The sequence below is a fragment of the Streptosporangium heterodermiicola genome (assembly GCF_051390675.1).
Taxonomy (GTDB): domain Bacteria; phylum Actinomycetota; class Actinomycetes; order Streptosporangiales; family Streptosporangiaceae; genus Streptosporangium.
Window position 1 is genome coordinate 17,451 of sequence record NZ_JBPJSR010000046.1, and the last position, 12,316, is coordinate 29,766.

A 12,316-nucleotide genomic window follows, 5' to 3' on the forward strand; every position below is an offset into this window, starting at 1 on the left:
AGGGCGCGCCGCGTCCACGGGGTGCGAGCGGAGGCGCGAAGCGACACCGTTCGCACCCCGTCGACTCAAACACGGCGCACGTGAAACCCCTACGGTGGTGCACCGCGCTGTGGCCGATCGTTATCGCGACCTTCGCCGGAGAACTCCTTCGCGCGGCACCCTCAGCATCCGTTCATGCGGTGTGGCTGTCATCGGCCACCGACTGTCCAGATGCGGCCAACACGGCTGGCGAGCAACTGGAGTTGTCCGGGATCTACGTGAAGACGCGCTCGACGACGGCGGCCTGCTCGGTGGCGCCCGCGCGAAAGTAGCGGGCGGTGGTGTCCAGCGAGGCGTGGCCCATCAGGGCTTGGATCTGGGCCAGATCGGCGCCGCCTTCGCGCAGCCGGGTGGCGTAGGTGTGGCGCAGCCGGTGCGGGCGCAGGCCCGGCAGACCGGCGGCGGCGCCCACGGCCAAGACGACCTGGACGATCCCGGAGACGCTCAGGACCCCGCGCTGCCCGCTCCACAGCGGACCCGCCTCGCGGCTGCGGACGTCCAGCCAGGCGGAGATGCGGGTGCGGGCGGTCGGCGGGAGCGGCACGTCACGGACCTCATCACCCTTGCCGTGCAGACGAACGCCGCCGGTCCGGGCCGTGATGGTGACGTCCTCGACCTCCAGCCGGCCGCACTCCTCTTCCCGGGCGCCGGCGTAAAGCAGCACCGCGACGATGGCCGCATCCCGCTCCCCGCGCCGGGCGGCCGCGCGTTCCACGGCGCCCTGCTCAGCCGAGGTGAGGGCATCAGGCTCGCCAGGCTTGGGCACCCGGGCGCGCTTGACGTCGATCCGCAAGCCGCGCTCGGCATACAGCAGGGTGACGGCGGCCAGCGCCTGGTTGATGGTCGCGGGGGATCGGCGGGCGCCCATCAGGTGCTTGCGCCAGGCGGTGACGGCCGCTTCGGCGCCGACCAGGTCGGCGAAGGCGTCGGGGTGGGCGGCGGCGTGCTCGGCCAGCCAGGCGACGTACGCGGCGCCTTGGCGCTTGTACGCCTTGATGGTGTTGGCCGCCAGCTTGCACCGATCCAGATGGCGGTGCATGGTGGCCAGGGCGTGCTGCGCGCCCACCGCGACATCGGCGCCGGGGCGGAGCGGGACGACGGGCGCGTTCATCGCGCCTCGTTGGGGTCGATGCCCAGGGCGTCCTGGATCGCGGTGTCGCGCAGGTAGCGGTCGTAGGCGGCCGCGATGGTCTCGGCGGCGGCGACCAGGTCCAGGTGGGTGCGGCCGTCCAGTGCCAGCGGACCGCGCCGTCCGCGCCAGGTCACCTCCCGCCGGGCGTCAGCGTTGAGCAGGGAGATCTCCAGCTCGTCGGCGACGGCCGTGTCGGTGTCTTCGAAGTAGGCGCCGACCCGGGCGGTCAGCACGTCGGTCTGAGCGTCGCCGAGGTCCCGGCCCGCGTCGGCCCCTGGAGCGTCCATCAGGGCCAGCTCGGCCGGTCCGGCCGCGGCCGCGCGGACACCCCGGACGTAGCCGGCTGCGGTGCGGGCGACGACGTCGACCTCGCGCAGTGCGTCGTGGACCTCGGCCGCGTCGCCGACGTGCCCGGCGCGGGCGGCCTGGACGGTGAAGGTGAAGGCCTTGAGCAGCTGCCACATCGTCTCGGTGTAGCCGTCCCCGGTGCCGTGGTCACTACGGGCGTTGTAGCTGTGGCTCATCGCCGGGGTCAGCGCGTGGCTCATCTGCTCGATCAGGCGTTCCAGCTCGTCGAGCGCGCCGACCAAGGCCGCGCCGGGCCGTGGCGGGACAGCGGGAGAGGTGATCACCGGCGTCGCTCCTTATTATCCACTGAGTTCCGCCCCGGGTTCCGAACACCCCAGGGCGACATTATCCACTGAGATCATAGGGATACTCAGTGGATAATGTAAGTTATCCACTGAGAGAGATGAAGATCCACCAATGCAGCTGAGTGGCCATGTCGGGGATGCCACGCCTTCAACCGAGAGAGAGTGAAGGTTCCACTGGCAGTTCACCCGAGCAGGCTCGCGTATACGCGTACGGAAGAGCAGAAACCCGCGTCCGACGTAGGCTCTCAGAGCTTATGGTGATCGACCATGGACTCACCTTCGCCCGCCGATCAGCCCGCAACCGCTGAGCAAGCCAATGCCACCTCGGCTGTAGACGAGCCACGGCAGCTGCTGGAGATAATGCCTGGCGTTTTGGACGCGATGGAGGCTGTTTCCAGCAAAGAAGGAGATCCCACGCTTGTCGCAACAGGGTTTCAGGATCTTGATGCACTGCTGGGCGGAGGACTGCATCCGGGGACGTTGATCGTGGTAGCCGCTCGGCCTGCGATAGGCACCACTACATTGCTCAACGATTTCTGTCGGTCCGCAGCCTTACGACATGACCTACCGACGTTCCTGATCAACTATGAGTCCTTGCAGAAAGATCTCGTTTGGCGACTACTCGCGGCAGAAGCACGTATTTCTATGCACGCCATTCGGGGTGGTCAGCTAACCGACGATAACTGGAAGCGATTGGCATGGGTCATGGACAAGATCGCAGGTGCCCCCTTGCACATCGCCACTCCTGCGGACTGGACCGTCACACAGCTGTGCGAGCAAGTCACCCGACTGCATACCGAGCACGGGACGCGGCTAGTAACGGTAGACAGCTTGCACCTCATGCGAGCGGATATACGCAGCGATACCCGGGAGCGAGAGGTCACCGAGGCCACTTTAGCGTTGAAGAGGCTGGCCATGCGCCTGGGCATCCCAATCGTGGTGACGGCGCAGGTTAACCGCCAGCCGGAAAATCGTCTCGACAGGGCCCCTTCGCTATATACCGATCTGCGTGATTCAGGCGCAGTTGCACACATCGCCGATGTAGTGATCTTGCTCCATCGTGAGGATGTTTACGTTCGGGAGTCACCCCGGGCCGGCGAAGCTGATCTGATTGTCGCCAAGCACCGACATGGACCGGCTGCCACAGTCACCGTGGCATTCCAAGGCCATTACAGCCGTTTCGTGGACATGAAAATTCCCTAGCAGGCAACCAATGCAGGTTATCAAACCTCGCGCCACTTTCTCATTCACAATGAAATCTGAATTGTGCAAACGATATGAGATTGAAAATTAATCGACGGCAACAACGACTTCTACCCTAGCCTTACGTCCCGAGAGGCGTTGCTCACTCAGCGCAGAAACACAATGCTTCGCCCTCAATGGAGTGGAGGCGAGGGGTCAGTGGACGCCAGCCGAGTAGCCTGTCCAAGAACACCCTGACACGGGCGTAACCAATAGAGGTCTTCCCTGCAATATAAAAACTGTTGCAGTACTGAGCTTCCGGCGCGTAGACTCCTCAGCCCACATCCTCAAAGGAGGTTAGATGACACCCGAAGAGCGCTCGCATGCCCTGGAATTAGCCAATGAACTGCTAGCTGATATCGAGCTGGATCGCTTACCTTTGGATAAATTACTCTTAAAAGGCGCTCGACTCTCACGCCTGACCGAGGACGATGAATTCTCCGAATGGATTAGCAGGGAACTCGGCAGCTACTACGCCAAAGACTTCAACGGAAAATACTGGCGAATGACTATGCGCGGCACCGAAAAGGAGGGGGCGTTGTACTCCGGCGCAGCCAGCCTTTCGGTTTTCGTCGGCACGCTTGAAGAAGAACTAAAGAATCTTCGCCTGCCAGACGTTTCCGGAGAATATGCTTCAATTGCCCTCCGCGAAACTCGCGCCCACATAAGCAGCATCCGCAACGTCGTTGTACAGTATCAACGCGTTCTCACTACCGTCACAAATGTGCTCCACAATTTCACTTCAAAGCACTTCTACTTGTTGCGCTTCTCGGCTCACCAGGGCGAAATGTTTGATGCGGCGAAAGCCGATATTGACGCTATTCTTGCTGGAATTCCTGGAGAGGCTCTACGTAAGCTTGAATCAGCGTATACTAACATTTCTGCCGGTGACCCCGAATCGATTTCCGGTGCGATGAACAGTGTCCGACGCCTAATCGACGCGGTTGCTGACGCCCTCTTCCCGGCGACGCTGTCTACACGCACGGACGGCCAAGGTAACACCATCAAACTTGGTGATCAGCAGCGCCTCAACCGACTCAAGGCACATATCGACGACCACGTAAGCAGCAAGAGCCAGGGCGATCGACTTAAACGTGCTGTTAGCGACATATACGCCCGTGTGTCGACTGGAGTCCATAACGATGTCGCAGCCCCCGAGGCCATGTATTTGTTCCTATCGTCCTATGTTCTCCTAGGTGAAATCATTTCACTGTCAAAAGCGGTGACTGATTAGTTATCAACTGATTGCCTATCTTGCTGACGCGGTGCAGGTCAGCTACTCGCCTTCGGTGGCCGGTCACGATTGGCCATCGCCGACGGCCATCACGGTGTGAAGGGCGCGCGGACCGATCAGCCTGAAGACATGAGGAAGTGGCCAGGTTTTCCCTGGTTCGTGCTCGCGGTGCTGAGCGTGGTCCTGGTCGCGGGGCTGACGTGGGTGCTCGGTCCAGGGGCGGCGTGGGTGCTGGAGCACTTCGACGGGGTGCGCGGCCTGGCTGGCAAGGACCTGGCGGCAGCACTGGACGCGATCCGCAGGCGGGCGCTGGCGATCGCCACCGGGTTGGGGTGCCGTGTTGGGTCGGACCGGGGCGCCCTGCCGTGATTACTCCCGGTGGGTTTCCCCGGCCCGCCCGCCGCACCCGGCGTGCGTGTCTCCACGCACCGGGCGAATACCCTCGTGGAGGGGTCTCCTGCCCGCTGGTTGGGAAGCCGCGACCGGCAGGAGGCCCCTCCACGCCCTACATGAAGGGGTCGACCGGGGGGACGTCACCCGGGCTGAGCACCACACACATGACCAACGCCACCCCCTTCAGGTAGACGTAGTATCTGCGCGTCCTCCAGTACCGCGCGGCCTCCTTGTCTGCCTCCGCGTCGTCGCGCCGCGGCCTTTCATCGGAGGATTTTTCGTTCACCTCTTGCCCTTTCTTCTGGCGTGGCGCCGGATGCCTATCGAACCGTCCGGCGGAATCCGCCGAATGCGCGGATCATGTACAGGAGCCTAGGGCACGCAAGACTTTCCTGAGAACCAATTGATCATTAAATGCCCAGGTCAGGACGCTAAATGACTGTGAAAACGAGGGCCTACAGAAACGCTCTACCTTGGGTTATTCAATTACTTGATCTCGGCCTGCTAGTGCGATTGGAGGCCGAAAAAAATCATTGATTTCTTGCCGGTAGTACGCGGCGGTCACCGCGTCTTGGAGCAGCTGGGCAGTCGGCCCAGCTCACGCGCTGGCCGGAGAGCTCCCGGCCGTACGGCACCCGCAGGGCGTCATCACCAGCGTGCGAGTACTCGCGTCCACGTGGGCCACCGTCTCCGTGCCCAGGCAGTAGCGGCACCCCGGGAACGCGGCGGTGGCGGAGTCGGACCAGATGCGGTGCTCCCAGGCCGGTGGCCGTTCGGCGGGCGGCGGGGGAGGTTCGGCGGGTTCGTGCTCGGCGCCGACCCAGCCCCGGCCGTGGCAGAATCGGCACGCGATCCGCAGGCGGCCTAGCCGCTGGCCGCCTTCGCCGTCGCATTCGGGGCAGGTGATCGGGTCGCTCACTGCCGCCCCGTCCCCGCGCACGAGGTGCACGCCACCCAGACGCTCTGCTTGGTGCTGTTGCCGTTGCGGTCGATCCATTCGCCGCCCGCACCCAAGCAGGTACCGCAGATCGGCGGGTCCTTGTGCTCCTCTTCGGCCATAATCCGACGCTACGCCGCCCCGAGGCCCTCGTCAGGCCCTTGCCGGACCACCCTGCCCGCTTTCCTCCCCACCACGAAGCGCGAGGTACTGCACCACCCAGCCCCTTTACATCGTAGATTCATTTCCTCGTTTCGGGCCGGGTGGTCGTCGTGGTGGCCCATAAGGCGGTCGGTGATTGCGGCGGTCAAGGCCACGGGGCGAGCGCAGCGAGGACCCGGGGCCTTGAGGGCCGCGGAGCCGACCGCCATACTCCGGGCCGCGACGACCACATTCCTGCCCTCGGAGGCGGCCCCCATGGCCCCCACCCACATTGAGTGGATCGTGAAGGCCGAGAGGTGGGTAGCCGCCCCCTGACCGGTTCTAACCTGCGTGCCGACGAGCAGCGCCTGGAAGGCGGGTGATGTTGCTTTGGGTCCTGCCCATGCGGATTCGGCGCCAAGACGTCGTCCAATGGGTCAGGTCCTTTTCGCTGCCTCCGCAGCCGTGGATGAAGGCGGTGACGACTTTGAGCGAGGGCAGGCGGGCGGGCTTGTTGACGTCGAGCGCCTCGCACAGGGTGCTGGCTCCTACGGTCCTGCCCGCGTTGATGGCGATCTCCCGGTAGGACGGCTCGCCGGCCCAGATCTGAAAGTCCCTCATCAGTTCGAGGAGTTCCTCCTTGGTGGTGGCCGTCAGCGGGTCGGGCTTCAGTCCGTATCCGAACGCGTCTTCACGCAACCGGTGCAGGGAGTCCTTCTCCTGGAACGTGGTCCCCTCGTGGACCGCGCCGGCGCGAGAGGTGGGAGGGTCAGGATTCTCTGTCTCAGAGCTTTCGGTCTCACAGGGCTGTTCTGAGCGCAGTTGAAGATCCCTGAGCCGTTCCCAGGAGTATCGGATGTCGAATCGCAGCGTGGGAACGGCTTCGCACGCTTCCACGATGCTCTCCAGCGTCTCCTTGCGGGGGATCTTGTTCCCGTTCATCACGGCCGACAGCGTGCTCGTCGGTATCCGCGCTTGGATGGCTATCTGGCTCGGGGTCAGGCCGCTGCCCCACATTGCTCGCTGAAGCAGGTTGCTCAGCACGGTTCGTTCCATGGCGAAGGTGTGCTCGGGAGTGAGCTTCGGCAGGCCCGTCGAGGGATTCGGATCCATCACAGGGCCTTTGGTGGATTCGCGGCGGGCTTGGTGAGCTGGAGTACCACGCCGGTCATGGTGGTGATCACCAGCAGGGTCACCTCGATGGCCATGCCGAAGAGGTGGGCCGCGATCACGAAGATCAGCAAGACGATGATGAAGACCAGTCGCCACACCGGGACGTCTGCGGTGTGGGGGGTGCGGATGCAGGGCGGCGCGTACACGCGCAGCACCACCTTTCATGAGCTCTCATGCCTGACCAGGCAGGGATACAGGGGGAAGCGCGGCCTGGGGTTGCAGCCCTCATTCGGCCTTGCGTGCAAGTCATGATGCCGCACAGCCCGAGGCAAATCCGCCCTTCCCGGTAATCAGACAAATAGAACAAAAACTCTCATTTTCCACTAACGACGCTTTTGCTGCTTCAGATCTGCCCACCGCTGCCCGCCGGCCGTCGAAGGTGTTCGGTGGCGTTCGGCAGCGTTCAAAGGTGCTCGGCTCCCCCTGAGGCACTGCCCGGGGCCAGCACAATGACGTCATAACAGGAACATCGCAGCTGAGCTCGGTGTTGTCTGCTCTGTCCCGCTTCAGCGGGACCCTTTGATGTCGCTCTTGTTCTGACCAGGCAGGGTGTCAAAGGACTACGGGGGTTCGCCATTGCAGTGGCGAACCCCCGCTTCACACTTCCGCAATCAGCGGTGAGCCCACACCCCTGATCCGCGCCCACAGGGGGCCCGGAAACGTCCAGGAACCGCGCCCTCGTGGGTCACAGACCCAACCCCGGACGGGGGCCCTTGGTGGTCGGTGGGCGGTAGGTGGGCGTCCGGCGGGCAGAGCGGGCAGCAGCCTGGCGCTGCTGCGCTTCAGTGCCTGCACGGGCCTGTTCGCTTCGGGTGCGGACTTGCTGGGCTGCGGCCGGGGTGCGGCGGGCGCGGTCTTGGTCGCGCCGCACCTCCTGGTCGAGCCCGTGGCGGTGGTCGCGCTCGGCGACCAAGGAAGCCAGCTGGCCGGTGGCGCGCTCGTACTGGCCGGCGGGGGAGTCGGCGATGGTGCGGAAGCTGAGCCGGGCGGCCGCGGCGCGCTTGCGGCCGGCCAGGCCCGGCATCACCTGCTCCACCCGCTCAGCGATCGTCTCCTTCAGCACCCTGGCGAAGGACGCCCGGTCGCCCAGGAGGCGGTGGCGCGCCTGCAGGTCGGTCACGCTCGAACACGAGGGGGAGGCATGGCGGGCGGCGTGCAGCGCGGCCTGCTCGGCGCGGGCAGCGGCCTCAGCCCGGCGGGCGGCCCGGGTCATCGCCTCGGAGGCGTCCTGCAGCTTCTCCTGCAGCCGGGTGCGCTGGCTGCTGGGCAACAAGGCGCGCAGCCCGCTGTTCTTCTCGGCCAGCGCCGCCTGCAGCTGGGCAACGCGCTGCTGGGCGCGCTGATAGGCCTCCTGGGCGTCGTAGCGCTGGCCGCCGGCGGTGTGCGCTTGGTCCAGGGCGCGGGCCAGCCGGTCGCGCTCGCCGGTGAGCTCGGTCTTCACCTGGGCGCCGATGGCGGCGACCTGGTCGGCCTCCTCGCGCTCGTGGCGCCGTTGCTGGGCGACCTGCCCGGCCAGAGTCGTTGCTTCGGCGGCGGTCGCGGTGATGCGAGCGTGCAGGGCCGCATCGCTGAGCAGGCCGTGCGGGCGATCGGGGCGGGTGACCTCCTGCAGCGCCACGCGGGCCCGCGCCACGAACTGGGCGGCCTCGGCTTCGATGGTGGCCAGTTCGCGGGTCCGCACCGCGGCGATCGGCTCGGGCTCGGGGGTGAGGAGGTGGTCGGCGCGGTCGCCCTGCAGGGTGGCGGCGTAGGCATCCAGGGCGCGGTGCAGCTCCTCGGCCGGGTTGCGCGGCTCGCCGTGGCGGGCGCGATCAGCGTCGGACTCCAGGACGGTGCGCGGCAGGTACAGGTGCGCGCTGATGCGGTCACGGCTCATCGCCGCATACAAGGTGTGCGGGTCCAATCCCATGCCGTAGATGAGGGTGTGGTGGCTGGTCAGGCCCTGGGCGGCCGCGACCGTCATCGCGGTGCCATGGCTCAGGCCGCCGGCGGCGATGTAGGCGGGCGTCACCTGCTCGACGACTAGGGCCGGGCCGTCGGCGCCGAGCCGTCGCCACTGCACGTCCACCGACCGGTCGCGGTGGATGGCCACCACCACGCCGCGATATCCGTTCAGGACGTCCGCACGTCGCCCCTTGCTCCTGCGGGAGCGGTAGTCGTTGGCCCGCACCCGCACATGGTCACCGACCGCCAGCTCTACGGTGCGCCCGCCGGGAAGCCGGTACCGGACATCTGGCCCCGACAGCTCCCCGGCCTCGCGGCGGATCGCCCGCGCGGCCGCGTTGAGGCGGTCGGCTTCGGCGTTGGTGCCAGCGAGCACCAGGACGGCGGCGAGCTCGTCGTGCACGTCGTCGCGGTAGCCGGTACGCACGGCGGCCCAGTCGGCCAGCAGCGCGCTCAGGGTGTCGGTGGCGTCGCGTCCGGCATGCACGCGGCCGCCGCGACTCCACGTACGCAGCGCCTCGGCGCGGTCGCCGTCGCGCCATTGGGCCAGGGCTTGGCGCTCGATCGGGTCACGCTGGCGCCGGTTCTCGTCGAGCACCAGGCCGTCGATCTGGCGGTGGGCCGCGGCGAAGGTTCCGCCCACGCCAACCGCACGCAGCTGCAACGGGTCGCCGATCACCACCACCTTCGTGCCGGTGCGGTGGGCCTCGGCGAGCAGGACGGCCAGGTCGCGGTCGTCGACCATCGCGGCCTCATCGAGGACCAAGACGTCGACGCCGTCCAAGCCGCGGCCGCCGGGGGTGGTGATGCGGTGCAGCCAGGTGGCGACGGTGTGCGCGACGATGCCGGATTCGGCGGTCAGGTTCGCGGCCGCCACCGCGGCGGTCGCGGCGCCGGCCACCACCAGGCCGCGGCTCTCCCACGCCACCCGGGCGGCCGCCATCAGCATCGTCTTGCCCGCGCCGGGAACGCCGATCAGCGCCTCGACGCCGTGGCCATCGGCCAGCAGCCGGTGCAGCGCGGCGTGCTGGGTGGCGGAGAATACGACGCCGTGGGCGGCCTGGAAGGTCTCCAGCGACAGGGCGATCGCCGGGCCGTCGACGACGGCGATGCCTTGGCCGTAGCGCTGGCGGGTGATGTGCAGGACCTGCTGCTCAGCTTCGAGGATGTCGATGCTGGTGTAGCGGGCGGCGTTCACCAGGTGCCGCGCCCCGGCCTCAGCCAGGCGCACGGCGGGCTGGTGGGTCAGCACCGCGTCGGTGAGCGCCTGCAGGTCGGCCAGATCGGTGACGCCATCGGGGCAGGCGTCGGCGACGGCGGCCAGGACATCGGCGTGGCTGACGGTCTTGGTGTGCGCGGTCAGCCCGGCGCCGGGGCGCCAGATCCACTCCGCGATCTGCTGCGCGCTGGGCCGCGGCGGGAGGCCTTCGCCGGGGTGGATGCACTGGGCCAGCGTGCTGGTGGCGTCGATACCGTCAGCGGCGCACTGGGCGTGCCAGTCAGCGCGCCGGTCCCCGTCCGGCAGCCGGTGCTTGGCCTGGCGGCTGGTGGCGCTGGCTACCCTGCGCGCGTGCGGGTGCGCCTCCTCATAGGCCAGGCCGTGCTCGGCGAGCAGTTCCTTGATCTGGCCGTCGCGTTTGGAAAAACGGGTGCGCATCTCCTCGTCGATGCCGACGATTTCCCACGCGCCGGTGTGCGCGTCGCGCTCCCAGCGCAGCCCGAGGTTCTCGGTCAACCGGCGCCGGAGGCGGGCCTTGAGGAAGGCATCAGCGGCGTGGGCGTGACGGTGCAGGTCCTTACCCCCGGCCGCCACGGCCGACCATTTGCCGTCGACTCCGCGCACCATGTTGGCGATCTGGACATGGGCGTGCAGGTGCGGATCGGGCATGGCGTCGCCGACGGGGCGGGCGGTCTGGTGCCACATCACCCACCCCAACAGACCGCCGCTCGACGCGCGACGGGCGAGCCGACCGTCGCCCTGGTGGCCGCGCTGGCCGTAGGCGACCCATTCCTGCACCGCATCCACGGTCTCGATGACCGAGGCGGTGAACTCCTCGTCGACGACCGCGGAGACAGCCGGGGCGCCTAGGCCGCGCAGCACGCTGATGCTCTTGGTGAGGTCCAGGGTGAGGTCATATCCGCGGTTGCCGACGCGCACCCGCGCCTCACGCCAGCGCCGCGCGAAGGCCAGCTGGTCGGCGTCGTAGACCGCCGCCAGGTCCAGCCCGGCGGCCTTGGCCAGGCGGCGCGCGTCGTCGTAGGGGATCACGTACGCCTCGCCCTTGCGCCGCACACCCCGCGCCAGCCGCACCGCGCGCTTGGCCATCTCCTTGTTACCGGCCACCAGGGCGGCGACGTCGGCGACGCCGCGCTCGGCCGCGGCCTTCTCCAGCGCGCCCAGCAGCGGGCCGCCGGGCAGCATCGCGCGCGGGTCGACAGCCCGTTTCGCCTTCATCAGGATTTGGCCGGTGTGCGGGTGGCGGCCGTCCATGAGAGCGTGGGCCGCATCGTGCTGGTCGGCGCTCAGGGTGCTGCCGGGGGTGATGCCGACCTCACGCAACCCGTCGCCGATCCACATCAACGGGCGATCCCCGGCCAGCCGGTAGGAGATCTGCCCATCCTCCTGACCGCGCACCAGGTGGTGACTCTGACAGCCGGCGCCTTCCTGGAGGCGGTAGTCGACCTGCGCCATGGACGGCCCCAGCGTGCTCACCCGCGCCACCAAAACCACCCCCTTCACGTCCGCCCAGCTCAGCGCCAGCTCCTGCGGCCGCAGGCCGTTCGTATCGCCAGATACCTTAGGTCCAAGATCCTTTTTTGTGATCTTTGTATTTTGTGATGATGAGTCTGACAAATGGTTCATATGGTGTCTATGGGTTGTGCTGCTGTGATGCTGTCTGATTGATCGTTGAGTGCTGTTTTTGTGCTCTTGATCGTTGGTTGTTGTCATGGCTTGTGTCATGTTCGGTGTCGGAAGGGCCCCTCCGCTGTGTCGCTCGCCGGCTCTGCAGCCCTCGGCGGTGGGGTCGCTCTGGCAGGGTGGGGGGCCGTGAGTAGCGACGAGCAGCATCTGGTTCCGGCCTCGCGTCGCCGCGGCGGCCTGGCCGCCACCCGCGGTGGCCACCAGGAGAATGAGCGGTCGTTCTTCTGCCGGATCTGCCAGCGCGCCGAACGCGGGGTGTGGGTGCCGGCGGGCTGGTATCTGCTGGAGCGCGCGCCCGGCGGCAAGGGCCGCCACATCCGCCTCGGTTTGTACTGCAGCGTCGCCTGCCTGGTGCGCGCCGGACAGATGCTGGAGGCCGGGGCGGCCGAGCACGCCGCCCGGATGGACCTGCCCACCGAAGAAGACCGGCGCCGCGAACGCGCCCGCGTCGTCGAGGTCGCCCAGACGCTGCTCTCAGGGGGGCTGACGATCCGCCAGGCCGCCG

General features: G+C 67.1%; 12 protein-coding genes. 4 read left to right on the top strand and 8 right to left on the bottom strand.

Annotated features, from left to right (window positions below):
- Window positions 1–253: 253 nt before the first annotated feature.
- A complete protein-coding gene (locus tag ACSC1Q_RS41975) occupies window positions 254–1,150 on the bottom strand; it encodes a tyrosine-type recombinase/integrase (RefSeq protein WP_436764329.1) in 897 nt (298 codons plus the stop codon).
- Window positions 1,147–1,803, bottom strand: a complete 657-nt coding sequence (locus ACSC1Q_RS41980) for a hypothetical protein (protein ID WP_436764330.1) — start codon at window positions 1,801–1,803, stop codon at window positions 1,147–1,149. Before ACSC1Q_RS41980 ends, ACSC1Q_RS41975 begins: the two co-directional genes overlap by 4 nt.
- 288 nt (window positions 1,804–2,091) lie before the next feature.
- Between ACSC1Q_RS41980 and ACSC1Q_RS41985 the strand changes: the two genes are divergently transcribed.
- The 3 genes from ACSC1Q_RS41985 to ACSC1Q_RS41995 all read left to right on the top strand — a co-directional run bounded on the left by ACSC1Q_RS41985 (window position 2,092) and on the right by ACSC1Q_RS41995 (window position 4,669).
- Window positions 2,092–3,027 carry a replicative DNA helicase gene (locus ACSC1Q_RS41985; protein WP_436764331.1) on the top strand — a complete coding sequence of 312 codons (936 nt, stop codon included), beginning with the start codon at window positions 2,092–2,094 and terminating at the stop codon, window positions 3,025–3,027.
- Between the two features lie 340 nt (window positions 3,028–3,367).
- Window positions 3,368–4,300 carry an AbiTii domain-containing protein gene (locus ACSC1Q_RS41990; protein WP_436764332.1) on the top strand — a complete coding sequence of 311 codons (933 nt, stop codon included), beginning with the start codon at window positions 3,368–3,370 and terminating at the stop codon, window positions 4,298–4,300.
- Between the two features lie 129 nt (window positions 4,301–4,429).
- The gene (locus tag ACSC1Q_RS41995; RefSeq protein ID WP_436764333.1) at window positions 4,430–4,669 is read left to right on the top strand and encodes a hypothetical protein; all 240 of its coding nucleotides are present in this window, start codon (window positions 4,430–4,432) and stop codon (window positions 4,667–4,669) included.
- Between the two features lie 136 nt (window positions 4,670–4,805).
- On the opposite strand, the gene ACSC1Q_RS42000 is transcribed toward ACSC1Q_RS41995, so the two are convergent.
- From ACSC1Q_RS42000 to mobF, 6 genes are all read right to left on the bottom strand, one after another.
- Window positions 4,806–4,979, bottom strand: a complete 174-nt coding sequence (locus ACSC1Q_RS42000) for a hypothetical protein (RefSeq protein WP_436764334.1) — start codon at window positions 4,977–4,979, stop codon at window positions 4,806–4,808.
- A gap of 312 nt (window positions 4,980–5,291) precedes the next feature.
- Window positions 5,292–5,612: a hypothetical protein gene (locus tag ACSC1Q_RS42005; protein WP_436764335.1), complete on the bottom strand. Its 321-nt coding sequence runs from the start codon at window positions 5,610–5,612 to the stop codon at window positions 5,292–5,294.
- The gene (locus ACSC1Q_RS42010) at window positions 5,609–5,752 is read right to left on the bottom strand and encodes a hypothetical protein (RefSeq protein WP_436764336.1); all 144 of its coding nucleotides are present in this window, start codon (window positions 5,750–5,752) and stop codon (window positions 5,609–5,611) included. The genes ACSC1Q_RS42005 and ACSC1Q_RS42010 overlap by 4 nt, the downstream gene beginning before the upstream one ends.
- 361 nt (window positions 5,753–6,113) lie before the next feature.
- Entirely contained in the window at window positions 6,114–6,884 is a 771-nt protein-coding gene (locus tag ACSC1Q_RS42015) for a helix-turn-helix domain-containing protein (protein WP_436764337.1), read from the bottom strand.
- Window positions 6,884–7,102 carry a hypothetical protein gene (locus ACSC1Q_RS42020; protein ID WP_436764338.1) on the bottom strand — a complete coding sequence of 73 codons (219 nt, stop codon included), beginning with the start codon at window positions 7,100–7,102 and terminating at the stop codon, window positions 6,884–6,886. Before ACSC1Q_RS42020 ends, ACSC1Q_RS42015 begins: the two co-directional genes overlap by 1 nt.
- Window positions 7,103–7,629: 527 nt before the next feature.
- The gene (gene mobF / locus ACSC1Q_RS42025; RefSeq protein WP_436764339.1) at window positions 7,630–11,580 is read right to left on the bottom strand and encodes a MobF family relaxase; all 3,951 of its coding nucleotides are present in this window, start codon (window positions 11,578–11,580) and stop codon (window positions 7,630–7,632) included.
- Window positions 11,581–11,937: 357 nt separating this feature from the next.
- On the opposite strand from mobF, the gene ACSC1Q_RS42030 reads away from it, so the two are divergent.
- Window positions 11,938–12,316 (top strand): hypothetical protein (locus tag ACSC1Q_RS42030; protein WP_436764340.1); only part of this gene is annotated, 379 nt, incomplete at its 3' end.